This is a genomic window from Nocardia sp. NPDC059154 (assembly GCF_042755705.1).
In the GTDB taxonomy this organism is placed as follows: Bacteria; Actinomycetota; Actinomycetes; order Mycobacteriales; family Mycobacteriaceae; genus Nocardia.
On the sequence record NZ_JBHZCS010000007.1, the window covers coordinates 165,294 to 182,916 of the forward strand.

Genomic DNA, 17,623 nt, shown 5'->3' on the forward strand with positions numbered 1-17,623 from the left:
CGTCAGGCCCGCACCACCGGTAGCCACCGCGCGACCTCGCCCGCCCGGCTGCCGGAGGCGGACAGTGCACCGGATTCGCGCGCCATGTCGAAGCCGAGCAGCCCGGTGGCCAGCAGCAGCCAGGTGCGGGGGTCGGTTTCGACCACATTCGGCGGCGTCCCCCGGGTGTGTCTGGGGCCCTCGATGCACTGCACCGCCACGAACGGCGGTACTCGCACCTCCACCGAATGCCCGGGCGCATCCGCCGCCAATGCCCGCGCAGTCCCGCGCACGGCGGCCGCGAGCTCGGTGCGCGAGGGCGGCACCGTGGTCTCGTCGCGCAGCCACTCCTTCACCGCCGCTACCGCCGTCCGCACCTCCGCCGGATCCACCGCACCTCGTCGCGCCATGCCGCCGAGGCTACTGCGGCGCGCCGACATCCCCCTTTCGCGGGCTAACGCTCACCTCGGGCAAGGCGCCGGGCGACCCGTGGGGCCAGGGCTCCGCCGGCATTGAGGGCCAGGTGCAGCAGGGCCGGGGCGGTGGCGCTGCCGGTGTGGCGGCGCAACCCGTCGAAGAGCAGACCCGCGGCGGTGGTGAGGGCCACCGTTGCGCGGACCGGATCGGCTGCGGCGCGAGCAGGTTGGATGTGTGACAGACCGAAGACGAACGCGCCCAAAGCATTTCCCTGGCGCCCGGCGGCCCGATCCAGCAGGGGCGTCAGCGTCGAGCGGTAGACGAGCTCTTCGGTGAGGACGGTGCCGCCGGGGATGTGCAGGGCGGTCCATTCGACGGTGGAGACGCCCGGGCCGCGATCGGCGAGTCCGGCGAGGTGACGGCGGGTGGGCGGCAGGGCCAGGGCGACAGCGTAACCGGAGAGCACCATCCCGGCCGCCGCCGCGCCGGTACGCAGCCCATGCGGTGACAACCAGTTCGGTGTGCCTCGGAAGAGCAGGGTGTACGCGGCGGCGAAGGTTGTGCTGACGGCGGTGCGGCCGCGCACGTCCAGGTCCAGTGCGGGCAGTATGCGGTTGCTCCACAGCAGCGGGAGCGCCGCCGCGGCAAGGGGTTTCGGGCGGAGCAGGGCGCGGGCCGTGGCGAGCACGGCTATTTCACCGCCCGCTCGTACGCCTCCGCGAGTTCGATCTGGGTGCGGATGCGTTCACCGAGGTCCTGGTCCCAGTCGGGTGGGGCGGCGATGGCGGCCCAGCCGTCCAGCACCAGGGAGCCGTAGTTGTGGCCGTGACCATCGCTCACCCCCTGGGCATTGGTGAGGTCGGCGACGACCTGCCAGAAGGTGACGAGGGGCCACCAGCGCATCTGGGGCGAGACATCCGCGCCGCGCGGCTCCGAGAGCCAATCCGGTTGGGAGAAGATGAGATCCGAGGACCACCAGACGATGGGGTCGGAGGGGTGCTGGAGATAGGCGATGCGCGGCTTGCGCCAGTCCGCCGAGGGTTTGCCCAGATCGGCTGCGGTGGCCGCGAATCGGACCACCAGGCCGTCGGCGTAGATGGGTTCCACCTCGCGGGTGCCCGGATCGCGGCGCTGAACGAACTGCTGCCACAGGCGATTCGAGTTGGGCGGGCCCACCCACAGTGCGCCGTCCACCTTGGAGCGCAGGTCGGCCAGGCCGTCGAAGGCGGATTCGGAGCCCTGCGAGCCGAGGCTCTCCCCGTACACCAGCAGCTTGGGCCGATGCTCGGGCGGCCGCTGCGACCAGCGCTGGTACACCGCGTCGAACATCTTCCGCCCGTTGATCGCGACCTTCTGCCGGTCCGCCAGGAACGACAGCACGCTCGGCAGATACGAGTACTGCGAGGCCACGATGGCGGTGTCGCCGCCCCACATGTACTCGATGGCGGACGCGGCCTCCCCGTTCACCCAGCCGGTGCCGGTGGTGGTCGCCAGCACCAGCACTTTGCGGTCGAAGGCCCCGGTGCGCTCGAGTTCGGCGACCGCCAGGTCCTCCTCGGTGGTGTCCTTGCCCGCCGACTGCAACCCGACGTACACCCGGATCGGTTCGCGCGCGGGCTTTCCCGTGACGGCGCTGATCAGCATGGGGTCGGGTCCGTGCGAGACGAACCAGCGGCCCTCCGACCCCAGCGTCTCCCACTTGGCCAGCGAGGCCGGACTGCCCGAACGCTCGGGTTCGGCCGGCTGCACCGCGTATTCGGTCACCTTGTCGTTGCGGACACTGAACGCCGAGTTGGCGACCGCGAAGAAGGCGCGGGTGGCGACGCCGTTGAACAGCGTCACGATGAGCACGGTGAGCAGCAGCGCGCCGGTGGCGGGCGCGAGCGCGGGCGGCACCCGCACCCAGCGGCTGAGCAGCCGCGCCAGGAACCGCACGATCTCGCGCAGCGTGCGGTACACCGCCACCACCAGCGCGCCGACCGCGAAACTCAGCCCGCCCGTACGCAGATACGCGGCCCGGGTGGTGCCCTCCATGCCCATGAGGGTGGTGATCTCGCGCTGCCAGTCGGCGGACAGCACCAGCATGTAGCCCGCCACCAGAATGCAGACGACCACCACGACGACCTTGATCACGTAGCGCGCCCACTCGGGCGGAGTCGCGATCGTGATCCGCGGCCGAATCCACTTGCGGAACAACCACTGCAGCACACAACCCACGCCGTAACCGATGGCGGCATTGAGGCCGGAGATCAAACCCTGGAACAGCCAGTCGCGCGGCACCAGCGACGGCGTCACCGACCACGCGAAGAAGATGGTCGCCACCACCAGTCCGGTGTGGTTGAGGTCGATGACGTCCTCGACCTTCCGCGCCACCACCGTGCCACGCCGATACACCATCGCGCCACGTGTGCGCAGCCGGTTCAGGGCGTCGGCGGAGTCCAGCACCCGTCAAGTATGGACGCAACCGGCCGGAATCCGTGGACCGCAGCAGGTGAGAGGGACCATCCCACCGGCGTGTCGCCCGCGGCCTCTACTCGGTGCACTCGAGTAGATGTACTCGGTCGATTCGGCGGCGGGGCCGCCAGACTCACCAACCATGAGCACTCCGAGCGCACACACCAAGAGCACCACGGCGTTTCTGGCTCAGGCCACGATCGCCTTCGGAATCAGCTTCTGCGCCTTGATCATCGGCATCGTCTACCTCCCGCTGGACATCTGGCAGCGCGGATTCCTGCTGATGGCAATGCTGTTCCTGGTGAGCAGCAGTTTCACCCTCGCGAAAGTGATTCGCGATCAACACGAATCCTCGAAGGTGCATCACCGCATCGACGAGGCCCGGATGGAGAAGCTGATGGCCGAACACGACCCGTTCAAGATCAATTGAGCTGGTCCCGCACCGCAGGAATGGCGAGAGCCCGCCGGATCGAGGGGAAACCGGCGGGCTCTCGGAATGTCCACGGCCCTCGGGCCGAGTCGGTTCAGTGGTCGGAGGTACCGAACAGCGCGGGGAGGGTGCCCTCGTGGGCGGCGCGCAGATCGTCGAGCTTCACGCTGAACTGGCCCTGGACCTCCACCGAGTCCGAGCCGTCGTCGACCACGCCGATGCGGGCCCACGGGAGGCCGCGGGCGTCGCACATCTTGGTGAAGCGGGTCTCCTCCGAGCGCGGCACGGCCACCAGGACGCGGCCCGCGGACTCGGAGAAGAGGGTGACGAACGGGTCGGCGCCCTCGGGAATGATGATGCGGCAGGCGGTTTCGCCGGCCAGCGCGGCCTCCACCACGGTCTGGATCAGGCCGCCCTCGGAGACGTCGTGGGCGGCGGAGACCATGCCGTCGCGGGACCCCGAGACCAGGATCTCGGAGATCAGCTGCTCGCGGGCCAGGTCGACCTGGGGCGGCAGACCGCCGAGGTGGTCGTGCTCGACCTGCGCCCAGATGGAGCCGTCCAGCTCGTCGCGGGTCTCGCCGAGCAGGATGAGAGTCTCGCCCGGCTCGGTGCCCAGACCGGTCGGGATGCGGCGGTGCACGTCGTCGATGACGCCGAGCACGCCCACCACCGGGGTCGGCAGGATGGCGGTCTGGCCGGTCTGGTTGTAGAAGGACACATTGCCGCCGGTGACCGGAATGCCCAGGGCCGCACAGCCGTCCGCGAGGCCGCGCACGGCCTGCTGGAACTGCCACATGACACCCGGGTCCTCCGGGGAGCCGAAGTTGAGGCAGTTGGTGACGGCCTTCGGGGTGGCGCCGGTGACGGCGACATTGCGGAAAGCCTCGGCCAGCGCCAGCTGCGCGCCGGTGTACGGGTCCAGCTTGGTGTAGCGGCCCGAGGCGTCGGTGGCCAGCGCGATGCCGCGACCGGTCTCCTCGTCGATGCGGATGACACCGGCGTCGGCGTGCTCGGCGAGCACGGTGTTGCCGCGCACGTAGCGGTCGTACTGCTCGGTGATCCACTTGCGCGAGCACAGCTGCGGGCTGGCCAGCATCTTCAGCAGGGTGTCGCGCAGTTCGTCGCCGGTCTTGGGCCGGTTCAGGCGCGCGGCCGAATCCGCGTTCAGCGCATCCTGATCCGCGGGCCGCTCGACCGGGCGCTCGTAGACCGGGCCCTGGTGGGCGACGGTGCGCGGCGGCACGTCCACCACGGTCTCGCCGTGCCAGGTGATGATCAGGCGCTCGCCGTCGGTGACCTCACCGATGACGGTGGCGGTGACGTCCCACTTCTTGCAGACGGCCATGAAGGCGTCCACGTTCTCGGGGGTGACGACCGCGCACATGCGCTCCTGCGACTCGCTCGAAAGGATCTCGGCGGGAGTCATATTGGCGGCGCGCAGCGGCACCTGGTCCAGTTCGATGTGCATGCCGCCGTCGCCGGCCGCCGCGAGTTCCGAGGTGGCACAGGACAGTCCGGCGCCGCCGAGGTCCTGGATGCCGACCACCAGTCCGGCGTGGTACAGCTCGAGACAGCACTCGATGAGGACCTTCTCGGCGAACGGGTCGCCGACCTGGACGCTCGGGAGCTTCTTACGGCCGGAACCGGATTCGTCGCCGGAGAAGGTGTCGGAGGCCAGCACGGACACGCCGCCGATGCCGTCCAGACCGGTCCGCGCGCCGAACAGGATGATCTTGTTGCCCTGGCCGGAGGCGAAGGCCAGGTGCAGGTCCTCGACCCGCATGACACCCGCGCACAGCGCGTTCACCAGCGGATTGCCCTGGTAGGACGAGTCGAACACGGTCTCGCCGCCCACATTCGGCAGGCCCAGCGAGTTGCCGTAGCCGCCGACGCCGCGCACCACGCCGTCGACCACGCGCCGGGTGTCCGGGTGATCGGCCGCACCGAAGCGCAGCTGATCCATCACCGCGATCGGGCGGGCGCCCATGGCCATGATGTCGCGCACGATGCCGCCGACGCCGGTGGCCGCGCCCTGGTAGGGCTCCACATAGGAGGGGTGGTTGTGCGACTCGACCTTGAAGGTCACCGCCCAGCCGCCGCCGATGTCCACCACACCCGCGTTCTCGCCGATGCCCGCGAGCATCGACTTCTTCATCTCCTCGGTGGTGGTCTCACCGAAGTAGCGCAGGTGCACCTTGGATGACTTGTAGGAGCAGTGCTCCGACCACATCACCGAGTACATGGCGAGCTCGGCGTCGGTGGGACGCCGGCCCAGGATCTCCTTGATCCGGACGTATTCGTCGTCCTTGAGGCCGAGTTCCTTGTAGGGCTGCGGGTGGTCCGAGGTGGCCGCGGCGTTGCTGACGGTATCGACGTGGCTGGTCACGGGAATACCAGAGTCCTTTCGGCCGGGCAGGTCGGAAGCGAAAGCCGGCGTTGCTGGATGTCGGCGAGATACAGGCCGAGTCTAATTGCCTGGAAATCTCACACTTGCGCCGCCTGTCGCTGTGTTCGGGAGCACACCCCGGCACCAGCCGAGAACCGAAGTCGCGAACGCTGCCCGCTACTCTGTCCGGGTGAACGATCGATCCGGGGTCGCGGATCCGACCGAGAAACCCGTGACCACGCCCGGAGGGCTGACACGGCGGCAGGGGCAACTGCTCGCGATCGCGGTCGCGCTCTTCGCGATATCCGCGGTGATCAGTTTCGCGACCCTCTGGCACGGGTACATCGACCTGCAGGTGTATCGGAACGGCGCGCGGGCCTGGCTCGACGGCAAGGATCTCTACGGGCCGATGCCGGCGGTGTACGGGATCGGGTTGCCGTTCACGTATCCCCCGCTGGCCGCGCTGTTCTTCGCGCCGCTGGCCATCATGCCGCTGGCCGTCGCGGAGTGGGCGGTGCTCGCAGTCTCCATCGCCTCGCTGGGTGTGACGCTGTGGGTGGTGCTGGACCGGATCCGGCCGAGCCTGGCGTGGCAGACCCGGCTGGCCGTCGTCGTCGGCGCGGTCGGGTTGCTGCAGCTGCTGGAACCGATCCGCGAGACCTACGGGTTCGGGCAGATCAACCTGGTGCTGATGGCCGCGGTGACGCTGGATTGCCTGGTGCGCAAGCCTTTCTGGCCGCGCGGCATGCTGATCGGCATCGCGGTGTCGGTGAAGCTGACCCCGGGCGGCTATCTCCTCTACTTCCTGCTGCGCAAGGACTGGAAGGGCGCCATCACCCTGGTGCTGTCCGCCATCGGCGCGATTGCGGTGGGATTCGTGCTGTTCCCGAAGGATTCGCCGCAGTACTGGTTCCACACCCTGTCCGACACCGGCCGCATCGGCCCGCCCTGGTACGCGGGCAACCAGTCGATCAAGGGTTTCGTGTTCCGGCTCGGCTACTCGACCTCGATCTCGACGCTGATCTGGCTGGTGCTGTCGGTGGCCGCGGTGGCGCTGGCCGCCCTGTGGATGAAGCGCCTGCTCGACGCCGGCGCGACGGTCGCGGCCCTGATGGTGAATGCCGCTGCGGTGCTGCTGGTTTCCCCGGTCTCCTGGTCGCACCACTGGGTGTGGATCGCGCCCGCGCTGATCGTGGCCGCCGATGCCGTCGCCCGCGGCCGCCGCAACCGGTGGTTCCTCGGCGCGGCCGGCCTGGCGGTGGTCATGTTCGCCATCGGGCCGATGTGGCTGCTCCCCCACAACCACGACCGCGAACTCACCTGGAACTGGTGGCAGCAGATCGTCGGCAACAGCTACGTCATCTTCACCTTCGCCGTCTTCGTCGTGGCGGCGCTGAGCTATCGCCCGAACCCGGACCCGGAAAAGGCCGCGCTGCTCACGACGTAGGGGTCAAGAAGGCCGCGAGAGCCGCCGCGTAGGCGGGAACGTCTGCGGCGCCCATCATTTCGCGCGCCGAGTGCATGGCCAGCTGGGCCGCGCCGATATCCACGGTGGACATGCCGGTGCGGGCCGCGGTCATCGGCCCGATGGTGGAGCCGCAGGGCAGATCCGCCCGGTGCACGTAGCGCTGCAACGGGACGTTCGCCTGCGCGCAGGCCAGGGCGAAGGCGCCCGCGCCGGTGGCGTCGGTGGCGTAGCGCAGGTTCTGGTTGACCTTGAGCACCGGTCCGCCGTTCACCTCGATGCGGTGCGAGGGCTCGTGCCGGTCCGGATAGTTGGGGTGTGTCGCGTGCGCCATGTCGCCGGAGGCGCACACCGAATCGGCCAGGGCCGCCAGGTATTCCGCGCGTCCGCCGCCGCGGGCGAGCACGATGCGCTCCAGCACCGTGGGCAGCAGCCCGGATTGGGCGCCGCGGTCGGACTGGCTACCGACCTCCTCGTGGTCGAACATGGCCAGCACCGGCGTCGCCGCGCCGGGTTCGGCGATGGCGGCCAGGAAGGCACGCAGCCCGGCGTAGCAGGTGCCCTGATTGTCCAGCCGGGGCGCGCTGATCAGATCCAGGTCGCGCCCGATCAGCCTGGAGGGCACCAGATCATGGGTCATCAGCTCCCAGCCCAGCACCGCGCCCGGGTCGATGCCGGAGCGTTCGGCGACGAACGCCAGGAACGAGCGCGGCTCGCCGCCGATCCCCCACACCGCGTTCACGTGCCGTTGCGGATCGAGCTGCACGCCACGCCGGTCGTCGGAGAGGTGGATGGCCAGTTGCGGCACCCGCAGAATCGGTTCGTCGATGCGAATCAGCTGCTCCCGCACCGTATTTCCGTCACGCACCGACAGTCGCCCGGAGATGCCGAGATCGCGGTCCAGCCACGAGTTCAGCCAGGCGCCGCCGTAGGGCTCCAACCCGACCATCTGCCAGCCCGCCACGGCGGTGTCCGGATGCTGCTTGACCCGCAGATTGGGGCTGTCGGTGTGGGCGCCGACCACCCGGAAGGGGCCGGCCTGCCCGGAGCCGGTGGCCGCGTCCGGGCCGCCGTCGGCCCAGGCCACCAGGGAGCCGGCGCGCACCACGTAGTAGCGGCCCGCGCCACCCACGGGCCAGGGCGCCGATTCGGACAGCCGGGTGAAGCCGAGCTCGTCGAGTTCGGCTGCGACAGTTCGGCAGACGTGGAACGGCGACGGGGAGGCATCGATGAATGCGCACAGGCCTGCGGCGGTCGCGGTGGTCTCGGCAACTGGCATGGGCTCGAGCTTATCCGCCTCCCCGAGACTTCAGCGGGCAGCTGAGAGCCGTTGACGGGATGGCATTCCGTGCCTGCGTTGATTGCCAAACCGATCTTGGGGGTACCCGGGGAGTTACCCCGATCCTTGCGAGATCAGTTGTCCCGTTCGGACTGCGCCAGGCTACCCGGGCAGCGGGGCTTCGGCGACGCGGCCCAGCAGCCGCACCAGCTCCAGATAGTCGTCACTTCCGAGACTGCGGCGCATTTCGGCCTCGGCGCGCGCCTCCTCGGCGCGCACCTCCTCGACCAATTCCTCACCGCGGCGGCTCAGTCCGATCAGGATGCGCCGGCGGTCGTCGGCCGCCGCGACCCGGAAGATGAGCCCGCGCTCGGCGAGATGGTCGGCGTGCCGGGTGGCCGAGGACGGGGGTAGCTGCGCCCGCGACGCCAGCTCACTCATGGTGATGCCGATGTCAGCGGACAGATTGGTGAGCATGCACCACTGGTCTGCGGTGAGCCGCCTGGCACACAATGCGGCGTCCAGGTGACGAAGCCAACTCCGCTCGGCCGCTCGGAGGGCTCCATGCAAGGTGGAAAATCCACCTAGAATTGTCGCCATATTTCCCGCCCGTCAGAAAACCGCTTGAACGAGGGGAAGGGTAGCCCATGTCCCCGTTCGGCGGGAATCCCGAGAACGTCATCGAGATCATCAACATAGTTCCGCAGCAGGGACCCGGAGGTATCTTCGCGCCATCCTGTGAGGCGGCTATTTCTCTCGCGTTGGAAGAAATCAACTCCGATTCCGGAATTCTGGGACGGGAATTGCGCGTCACTCACATTGACGGCGGGCGCGAACCCCACCTGGTGGCCGGAGAGGTGGCGGCACTGCTGGCCACCGGCATGGTGCACGCGGTCACCGGCTGGCACACCTCGGCGGTGCGCCGCGCGGTGGAGCGGGTGACGGCCGGGCGGGTGCCGTACCTGTTCGCCACCGATCACGAGGGCGTGGAGTCGGTCCCGGACGGGCTGTTCATGATCGGGGCGGATCCCGAACACCAGATCGTGCCCGCACTGGACTGGCTGCGGCGCTCCTTCGAGGCCCGGCGCTGGGCGATCATCGGCAACGACTACGTGTGGCCGCGGCGCACCGCGCAGGCCGTGCGCGCGGCGCTGCAGGATCCGGAGCTGATTCCGCTGGAGCTGTTCGTGCCCATGCGCACCCGGGATTTCGGCCGCTTCCTCGACGATCCCCGGCTCGACCTGGCCGACGGGATCATCGTGCTGCTGGTGGGCGCCGATGTCGCCCGCTTCAACCTGCAGTTCTCCCGGACCGGGCGGTCCGGTCAGCAGGTGCGGGTGAGCCCGGCCGTGGACGAGAACGTGCTGCTGGCCGCGGGCGGCGGCGCGAACCACAATCTGTTCGTGCCGTCGGGCTTCTTCGTGAACGGACCGCACGATCGGGAGCGGCTGGACCGCTATCACCGGCTGCACGGCTGGTTCGCGCCCACGCTCACCAATTTCAGCAATACCAGCTACGAGGCCATCCACACGCTGCACGGCATGGCCGAGCTGGCCGGATCGCTCGAGGTGCGGTGCATCCAGGCCGCGGTGGCGGACCGGCGGGTCGTCGAAACCCTGTGGGGCGAGGTCGGTTTCGAGGGGGTACAAGCAGTCCGCCCGACCTGGCTGGCCAGGGCGGGCGGAGTCGACTTCGAGATTCTGGACGGAATCTAGTTCCGCCGCACGTGGGGCTACGCCTTGACGAGGCTGTCCAGCACCGAGAGGAACAGGCCCAGGCCGTCGTCGCTGGGGCCGGTGAGCGGCTCGGTGGCGTGCTCGGGGTGCGGCATCAAGCCGACGACCCGGCGATTGGCCGAGGTGATGCCGGCGATGTCGCGCTGCGAGCCGTTGGGGTTGCCGCCCGCGTAGCGGAACACCACGCGGCCCTCGCCCTCCAGCTGGTCGAGCACGGCGGTGGACGCCTGGTAGCGGCCCTCGGCGTTCTTGACGGGGATGAGGATCTGGGCGCCCGGCTCGTAGCGGGTGGTCCAGGCGGTGTCGGTCTGCTCGACGGTCAGCCACTGGTCGCGGCAGACGAAGTGCAGGCCCTCGTTGCGGGTCAGCGCACCCGGCAGCAGGCCCGCCTCACAGAGGATCTGGAAGCCGTTGCAGATGCCCAGGATCGGCATGCCCTGCTCGGCGGCCTTGATGACCTCGCCCATGACCGGGGCCATCGAGGCGATGGCGCCGGCGCGCAGGTAGTCGCCGTAGGAGAAGCCACCGGGGACGACGACCGCGTCGACCTGCTTGAGGTCGGCATCGGCGTGCCACAGCGAAACGGGCTCGGAACCGGCCAGTTTCACCGCCCGGGCGGCGTCGACGTCGTCGAGCGTGCCCGGGAAGGTGATGACACCGATGCGGGCGCTCACAGCCGGACGACCTTCCAGTCCTCGATCACGACATTGGCCAGCAGCGATTCGGCGATCTGCTCCAGGTCGGCGTCGGTGACATTGTCATCGACATCGAGTTCGAATCGCTTGCCCTGCCGCACATCCGAGATGCCGGGGTGTCCGAGACGCCCCAGCGCGCCGACAATGGCTTGTCCCTGCGGATCCAGGATCTCGGCCTTCGGCATCACCTCGACCACGACACGTGCCACGCGTTGCTCCTCAGCTGGTGGGGCGGCGCCCGGCATGGATGCCTGCCGGGCGGGGGGTATCGCTGATCAGCGTAGTTGGCGGGGGCGGCGGACATACCGCCGGGTCGTGCCGTCCGTGGTCTACACCACAGCCCCGCGGGCTACCGTTGAATCATGCACATAGCCCATTTCGGACATTCCTGCATTCTCGTGGAGCTCAACGGCAGCAAGATCCTGTTCGATCCGGGCAATTTCTCGCACGGATTCGAAGGCCTCACCGGATTGGATGCCATTGCGGTGACGCATCAGCATCCCGATCACATCTGCCCGCACCGGATCGAGGCGCTGATCGAGGCGAATCCGCAGGCCAGGCTGCTGTCCGATCCGCAGACCGCGCTGCTGCGGGGCGAGCCGTGGGAGCCGGTGCACGCCGGAAATATTCTCGAAGTCGGTGATGTCCAAATTACCGGCGGTGGTGGCCGGCACGCGGTCATCCATCCGGAGATCCCTGTTATCGACAACACCGTCTTCCAACTCGGTACTCCGGACGATCCCGCACAACTCGTCCATCCCGGTGATTCACTCTGGGTTCCGCCGACTCCGGTCGGTGTTCTCGCCATTCCCGCGGTCGCCCCGTGGATGCGCATCAGTGAGGCGGTGGATTACCTGCGTGCGGTAAATCCGCGTGTCGCGTTCCCCATCCACTACGGCATCATCGCCCCCGAAGCACAGGGCATCTATTTCGGTCGGCTCAATGAAATGAGTCCGGCCAATACCGAATTCAAGATCATCGAACCCGAGGATCACGCGGAATTCTGATGTCGCACCGCCGGGCGGGAGCGGCCACCGCCCGACGGCGCGAGCTGTGTAACCCACTGCGGCCGAGGCGGATTCGTGGCGAATCCGCCTCGCCCGGGGTCAGCGGTAGGAGGCCAGGAACAGCGCCTCGGCCAGGGCCATGTGCTCGATCTCCGTCGGATCGACGCTCTCATTGGGCGCGTGGATCAGGCACTTCGGTTCCTCCACGCCCATGAGCATGATCTCCGCCTGCGGATAGGTGTCGGCGAAGACATTGCACAGCGGGATCGACCCGCCCTGTCCCTCGGTGGTGGCGGGACGGCCGTAGGCCGCCTCCATGGCCGCCGACATGGCCCGCCGCGCCGGGCCGTCCGTACTGCCGACGAACGGCGAGCCGGTGGCCTCGGTCTCGACCGTCACCCTCGCGTGCCACGGCGCGTGCGACTTCAGGTGCGCGGTCAGGGCTTTCAGCGCGTCCTCCGGATTGGTGCCCGGCGGGATGCGCAGGTTGAGGCGGGCCCGGGTCCTGGGCTGGATGGCCGCCGAGGAGCCGACCACGGGCGGGACGTCCATACCGAGCACCGTGAGCGCCGGGCGGACCCAGAGCATGTCGGCGACCTCGCCATTGCCCAGCAGATGGACGCCGTCGAGAACGCCCGCGTCGGAACGGAATCGGCCCACCGGATACTCATGACCCTGCCAGATCTGGTCATTGCGCAGCCCGTCGATGGTGGTGTTGCCGTCGACGTCGCGCAGGGTGCCGAGCAGGTGGATCATGGCGGCCAGCGCATCGGGCGCGGGACCGCCGAACATGCCGGAATGCAAGGGGCCGGAGAGGGTTTCGACGGTGACGACCACATTCACGGTGCCACGCAGGGTCTGGGTGAAGGTGGGCACGCCGACCGCGAAATTGCCGCAGTCGCCGATGAGCAGGGTGTCGGCGCGCAGCAGGTCGGCATTGCCGGGCACGAACTCCTCCAGGCCGCCGGTGCCCTGCTCCTCGGAGCCCTCCGAGACCAGCACCAGCCCGACCGGATACTCGTCGCCGTACACCTTGCGCAGCGCCCGCAGCGCGGTCAGATGCATGACGATATTGCCCTTGCAGTCGGCCGCGCCGCGCCCGTACCAGCGGCCGTCCTTTTCGGTGAGCTGCCAGACCGGCGTCTGCCACGCGGCTTCGTCGAGCGGCGGCTGCACGTCGTAGTGGCAGTAGAGCATGATGGTCGGCGCGCCCTGCGGCCCCCGGCTCCGGGCCACGACGGCATTGCTGCCGTCCGGGGTCTCGTGCAGCCCCACCTCGGTCAGCCCCTCCGCCTCGAACGCATCGGCCACCCACTGCGCGGCCTTCTCGCACTCCTCGATCGGAAACTGCCGGGCGTCGTACACCGATTTGTACGAGACGAGCTGCGCGAGATCGCTTTTCGCACGCGGCATGAGTTCCTTGACGGCCGCGCGCAGCGCGGCCACCTTCGAATCCTCCTGCACCCCTGCGGTCGTGGTCATGACATCCTCCTGATCACTTGGCGGTATCGGGTTTCACGGTCTCACCCTTCTTCAGGTGACCGATTGTTTCCAGAGTGCGCAGGTTTCCGAAGCTCGACATCAGATAGCAGATGGCGCGATTGCGGTCGACGGTGTCGGTCAGCAGCTGATCGGCTACCGCACCCGCCCCGAGGTGCGGCGGCGTGGCGGACATCGCCTGCACTATGACATGCTGATAGTCCATAGTGCTGAATAGTAACCGTTCAGCAACTTTCTCTTGATTACGAAACGGTAGCTGGCCGAACCAGTTTCGATCATGACCGGCTGGCTACCATCATCTCGGCAAACCCATGCCGAATCTCGATCGGAGGCCATATGACCGGCACCACGGAACCCGACGACGTCTACGCGATGCCCGGCATCAGACGCGCCGCTCCGCACCGTGGCTTCCCGGAGCATGAGATCTTCCCGCAGGTCGCCTACCAGATCGTCCACGACGAACTGATGCTCGACGGCGTCTCCCGGATGAACCTGGCCACCTTCTGCACCACCTGGGTCGACGACCAGGCCCGGCGGCTGATGAACGAATGCCTCGACAAGAACATCGTCGACAAGGACGAGTACCCGCAGACCGCCGAACTCGAGCAGCGCGGCGTGCGCATGCTCGCCGACCTGTGGAACTCCCCCGATCCGTTGGGCACGCTGGGCACCTCCACCACCGGGTCCAGCGAGGCCGCCATGCTGGGCGGCCTGGCCGCCAAATTCCGCTGGCGCCGGCGCGGCGGCACCGGCACCCCCAACTTCGTGTGCGGCCCGGTCCAGGTGTGCTGGGAGAAGTTCGCGCGCTACTTCGACGTGGAGATCCGCCAGATCCCGCTGCGCGGCGAGCGCTACACCATGCACCCCGACGACATCGCCGCCTACTGCGACGAGAACACCATCATGGTGGTGCCCACCTTCGGCCAGACCTTCACCGGCCTGTTCGAGGATGTCGAGGGCATCAGCAAGGCACTCGACGCGCTGCAGGCCGCGACCGGACTCGACATCCCCATCCACGTCGACGCGGCCAGCGGCGGCTTCCTCGCCCCGTTCTGCGCACCCGAAATCTGTTGGGATTTCCGGCTTCCGCGGGTCAAGTCCATCAACGCCTCCGGCCACAAGACCGGTCTCGCACCGCTGGGCGCGGGCTGGGCCATCTGGCGGACCAAGGAGGATCTGCCCGAAGAGCTCATCTTCAATGTCGACTATCTGGGCGGCAATATGCCCACCTTCAACCTGAACTTCTCCCGGCCCGGCGGGCAGGCCGTCACCCAGTACTACGAGTTCATCCGGCTGGGCCGCACCGGCTACCGCAATGTGCAGACCGCCATCTACACCGCAAGCCAGCACCTGGCCAAGGGCATTGCCGAGGCCGGGCCGTTCGAGCTCATCCACGATGCCGATCCGCGCCGCGGCATCACCGCCGTCTCGTGGAAACTGGCCGACGGCGCCGACTACAACCTCTACGACCTGTCCGATCGGCTGCGCACCCGCGGCTGGCTCATCGCCGCCTACCCGCTGCCCGCCGACCGCGAGGACGAGATCATCATGCGTGCGGTGCTGCGCCACGGCTTCACGATCGACATGGCCGATCTGCTGCTCGCCGACCTGCACCGCAGCCTGCAGGTGCTCGACAAGCACCCGATGACGACCTCGCTCACCCGCGAGGAGGCGGGCGGCTTCCCGCACAACGCACGCGCGGTCGTCCCCACCCCCAAGGCGAAACCGGTGCGGTCCAAGGCCGATGGCAAGGCCACGATCAACGGCAAGAAGACCGCCGAGACCCCGGCCGAAACCAAGCAAGCCAAGACCAAGCACGCCAAATCCAAGGCCGGCAAGAAGTGAGCGCGGCCGAGAGTTCGGCCGCCACCGGATAACCACGGCGGCAACCGAATACCGCGAAGCGGCGGCGGGAATCCCGCCGCCGCTTCATGTTCCGGACTCGGAGCCTAGGCGTCCGCCAGGCCCACGGTGTCGAGGAGCCAGGCGAGCTCGAAGGCCGCTTCCTTCCACTTCTCGTAGCGGCCGCTGACACCGCCGTGGCCCGCGCTCATCTCCGTCTTGAGCAGCAGCTGCGCATCGCCGGTCTTGGTGGCGCGGAGTTTGGCCACCCACTTGGCCGGCTCCACGTACAGCACGCGGGTGTCGTTGAGCCCGGTGATGGCCAGGATCGCCGGATAGTCCTTCGCCTCGACGTTCTCGTAGGGCGCGTAGGACTTCATGTACTCGTAGACTTCCTTGTCCGCCAGGGGATTACCCCACTCGTCCCACTCGGTGACGGTCAGCGGCAGCGACTCGTCCAGGATGGACGTCAGCGGGTCCACGAAGGGCACATTGGTCAGGATGCCCGCGAACAGCTCGGGCGCGAGGTTCGCCACCGCGCCCATCAGCAGCCCGCCCGCACTGCCGCCCTCGGCGAGCATGCGGTCCGGCGCGGTGACACCGGAATCCACCAGATGCCGTGCGCAGGCGACGAAGTCGGTGAAGGTGTTCTTCTTCTCGAGCTTCTTGCCCTCCTCGTACCAGCGCCGGCCCATCTCGCCGCCACCGCGGACATGCGCGACCGCGTAGACCATGCCGCGATCCAGCAGCGACAACCGCCCCACCGAGAAGTACGGATCCATCGGCGCCTCGTAGGAGCCATAGCCGTAGAGCAGCAACGGTTTCGGACCGGCCGGGGCATCCTTGCGCATGACCACCGAGATCGGCACCCGGGTGCCGTCCGCGGCCACCGCCCAATCCCGGTGCTGCACATAGTCATCGGGGTTGTAGTCGCCGAGCACCACCTGCTCCTTGCGCAGCAGCAGCTCGTCGGTGTCGGGCACGTAGTCGAAAATCTTCATCGGGGTGATGTAGGAGGTGACCCCGACCCGCAGCATCGGCTGCTCCCACTCCGGATTGGCGCCGAACCCGGAGTCGAACAGCTCCAGACCGAAATCGATCTCGTGCAGTTCGCCGTACCCGGTGTCGGTCAGCGGCCAGACCGCGGCCCGCTGCATCGCGTCGCGCCGATAGCTGACCGCCAGCTTGTCGGAGAAGGACTCCAGGCCGTTGAGGCGGACATCGTCGCGGTGCGGAATCAGGATGGTCTGGTTGGTCGGATCGTGCAGCGGAGCCTCGGCGAGCACGAAGTTCTCGGCCTTGACCCCGTCGACCACGTCGTTGTGCAGGATGAGCAGTTTGTCCTCGCCGCCCACCACCGCATGATCAACCGAGTACTCGACGCCCTCGCGCCGGGGCATGATGAGCCGGAATTCGCCCTCGGGGTTGTCGGCCTCCAGGATCCAGTTCTCGGTGGTGATCTTGGATTCGACGTAGAGCAGCAGGTACTTCTCCGAATTGGTCGCCGTCACGCCCACCGAGTAGTGGGCATCCGGCTCATGGAGAACCTGGACATCGGCCGACATCGGCGTGCCCAGCTTGTGCCGCCACACGGTGTCGGACCGCCACGCGTCGTCGTAGGTCGAGTAGAAGACGTACGCGCCGTCGAGCGACCAGGTCGCGCCCTGGGTGACGCCGGTGATCTCGTCGGGCAGCAGCTCACCGGTGGTCAGGTTCTTGAAGCGCAGGACATAGCGCTCGTCACCGGAGGTGTCCTCCGAGTAGGCCAGCATGTCACCGGCGTGGCTGATGGAGAACGCGCCGAGCGCGAAATAGTCGTGGCCCTCGGCCAGCTCATTGGAGTCCAGCAGGACCACCTCACCGGGCATGGTGGCCGACGCCTCCAGCTTGGGCGGGGTCCAGTCGTCCGGACCGGCGATCGGGCAGCGGCAGTGCACGCCGTGCTGTTTGCCCTCGAAGGTGCGCGAGTAGTACCAGAACTCGCCCATCCGGGTCGGGAGAGACAGATCGGTCTCCTGGATCCGCGACTTGATCTCCTCGAAGATCTTTTCCCGCAGCGGGCCCAGCTTCGCAGTCTGCGCGTCGGTATAGGCGTTCTCCGCCTCCAGATACGCGGTGACCTCGGGATCCGTCTTCTCCCGCAGCCACTCGTACTCGTCGATGAAGACATCCCCGTGGTGCACGCGCTCCATCGGAGCCCGCTTGGCGATCGGCGCCACCACCGCGCCGTCTACTGAGATCGCGCTACCACTGTCCAAAGCCATGGGCACCACGTTAGTAGCGATCCCCCACCGCGCACCCCCGACCCGGCGGTACCGGGCGTGGTGGGGGGGCCCCGGCGGGGGGGGGGGGGGGGAGGGGGCGGAGTCGTCTTTTTCTCGTTTCCTTGGTGGGTTGGGGGGTGTTGTGGGGGGGGGAGAAGGAGGGTCT

General features: G+C 68.2%; 16 protein-coding genes. 5 read left to right on the forward strand and 11 right to left on the reverse strand.

Annotated features, from left to right (window positions below):
* Nucleotides 1-2: 2 nt before the first annotated feature.
* From ACFXN1_RS09160 to ACFXN1_RS09170, 3 genes are read right to left on the reverse strand one after another with little or no spacing between them, the layout of a single operon-like run.
* Entirely contained in the window at nucleotides 3-389 is a 387-nt protein-coding gene (locus ACFXN1_RS09160) for a sterol carrier family protein (RefSeq protein WP_379435758.1), read from the reverse strand.
* A 44-nt stretch (nucleotides 390-433) separates the two neighbouring features.
* Entirely contained in the window at nucleotides 434-1,084 is a 651-nt protein-coding gene (locus ACFXN1_RS09165; protein ID WP_379435756.1) for a type II CAAX prenyl endopeptidase Rce1 family protein, read from the reverse strand.
* 2 nt (nucleotides 1,085-1,086) lie between these two features.
* Complete coding sequence (locus ACFXN1_RS09170) at nucleotides 1,087-2,841, reverse strand: alpha/beta hydrolase (RefSeq protein WP_379435754.1); 1,755 nt, start codon at nucleotides 2,839-2,841, stop codon at nucleotides 1,087-1,089.
* Between the two features lie 151 nt (nucleotides 2,842-2,992).
* Between ACFXN1_RS09170 and ACFXN1_RS09175 the strand changes: the two genes are divergently transcribed.
* Entirely contained in the window at nucleotides 2,993-3,280 is a 288-nt protein-coding gene (locus ACFXN1_RS09175; protein ID WP_354831026.1) for a YiaA/YiaB family inner membrane protein, read from the forward strand.
* Nucleotides 3,281-3,374: 94 nt separating this feature from the next.
* Here ACFXN1_RS09175 and purL read toward each other — a convergent pair whose 3' ends face one another.
* The gene (purL, locus tag ACFXN1_RS09180; RefSeq protein WP_379435752.1) at nucleotides 3,375-5,669 is read right to left on the reverse strand and encodes a phosphoribosylformylglycinamidine synthase subunit PurL; all 2,295 of its coding nucleotides are present in this window, start codon (nucleotides 5,667-5,669) and stop codon (nucleotides 3,375-3,377) included.
* Between the two features lie 190 nt (nucleotides 5,670-5,859).
* Between purL and ACFXN1_RS09185 the strand changes: the two genes are divergently transcribed.
* Nucleotides 5,860-7,116 carry a glycosyltransferase 87 family protein gene (locus ACFXN1_RS09185; protein ID WP_379435751.1) on the forward strand — a complete coding sequence of 419 codons (1,257 nt, stop codon included), beginning with the start codon at nucleotides 5,860-5,862 and terminating at the stop codon, nucleotides 7,114-7,116.
* Here ACFXN1_RS09185 and ACFXN1_RS09190 read toward each other — a convergent pair.
* Together ACFXN1_RS09190 and ACFXN1_RS09195 are read right to left on the reverse strand one after the other, a co-directional pair.
* Entirely contained in the window at nucleotides 7,106-8,413 is a 1,308-nt protein-coding gene (locus tag ACFXN1_RS09190; RefSeq protein ID WP_379463534.1) for a M18 family aminopeptidase, read from the reverse strand. The genes ACFXN1_RS09185 and ACFXN1_RS09190 overlap by 11 nt on opposite strands.
* Before the next feature lie 162 nt (nucleotides 8,414-8,575).
* Complete coding sequence (locus ACFXN1_RS09195; protein ID WP_379435748.1) at nucleotides 8,576-9,013, reverse strand: MarR family winged helix-turn-helix transcriptional regulator; 438 nt, start codon at nucleotides 9,011-9,013, stop codon at nucleotides 8,576-8,578.
* A gap of 47 nt (nucleotides 9,014-9,060) precedes the next feature.
* On the opposite strand from ACFXN1_RS09195, the gene ACFXN1_RS09200 reads away from it, so the two are divergent.
* Complete coding sequence (locus ACFXN1_RS09200) at nucleotides 9,061-10,128, forward strand: substrate-binding domain-containing protein (RefSeq protein WP_379435746.1); 1,068 nt, start codon at nucleotides 9,061-9,063, stop codon at nucleotides 10,126-10,128.
* Between the two features lie 17 nt (nucleotides 10,129-10,145).
* Here the strand turns inward: ACFXN1_RS09200 and purQ are convergent, their stop codons facing one another.
* A complete protein-coding gene (gene purQ / locus ACFXN1_RS09205) occupies nucleotides 10,146-10,823 on the reverse strand; it encodes a phosphoribosylformylglycinamidine synthase subunit PurQ (protein WP_364606110.1) in 678 nt (225 codons plus the stop codon).
* Entirely contained in the window at nucleotides 10,820-11,053 is a 234-nt protein-coding gene (gene purS / locus ACFXN1_RS09210) for a phosphoribosylformylglycinamidine synthase subunit PurS (RefSeq protein ID WP_040803258.1), read from the reverse strand. Before purS ends, purQ begins: the two co-directional genes overlap by 4 nt.
* A 153-nt stretch (nucleotides 11,054-11,206) precedes the next feature.
* On the opposite strand from purS, the gene ACFXN1_RS09215 reads away from it, so the two are divergent.
* Nucleotides 11,207-11,851, forward strand: a complete 645-nt coding sequence (locus ACFXN1_RS09215) for an MBL fold metallo-hydrolase (protein ID WP_379383048.1) — start codon at nucleotides 11,207-11,209, stop codon at nucleotides 11,849-11,851.
* A gap of 99 nt (nucleotides 11,852-11,950) precedes the next feature.
* On the opposite strand, the gene ACFXN1_RS09220 is transcribed toward ACFXN1_RS09215, so the two are convergent.
* Both ACFXN1_RS09220 and ACFXN1_RS09225 read right to left on the reverse strand, forming a co-directional pair.
* Nucleotides 11,951-13,333: a dipeptidase gene (locus ACFXN1_RS09220; protein WP_379435744.1), complete on the reverse strand. Its 1,383-nt coding sequence runs from the start codon at nucleotides 13,331-13,333 to the stop codon at nucleotides 11,951-11,953.
* A gap of 13 nt (nucleotides 13,334-13,346) precedes the next feature.
* Nucleotides 13,347-13,556, reverse strand: a complete 210-nt coding sequence (locus tag ACFXN1_RS09225; RefSeq protein WP_379398037.1) for a hypothetical protein — start codon at nucleotides 13,554-13,556, stop codon at nucleotides 13,347-13,349.
* 131 nt (nucleotides 13,557-13,687) lie between these two features.
* Here ACFXN1_RS09225 and ACFXN1_RS09230 point away from each other — a divergent pair, with 131 nt between their 5' ends.
* Nucleotides 13,688-15,196 carry a glutamate decarboxylase gene (locus ACFXN1_RS09230; protein ID WP_379435743.1) on the forward strand — a complete coding sequence of 503 codons (1,509 nt, stop codon included), beginning with the start codon at nucleotides 13,688-13,690 and terminating at the stop codon, nucleotides 15,194-15,196.
* Between the two features lie 104 nt (nucleotides 15,197-15,300).
* Here ACFXN1_RS09230 and ACFXN1_RS09235 read toward each other — a convergent pair whose 3' ends face one another.
* Complete coding sequence (locus tag ACFXN1_RS09235) at nucleotides 15,301-17,457, reverse strand: S9 family peptidase (RefSeq protein ID WP_379398041.1); 2,157 nt, start codon at nucleotides 17,455-17,457, stop codon at nucleotides 15,301-15,303.
* Nucleotides 17,458-17,623: the final 166 nt, after the last annotated feature.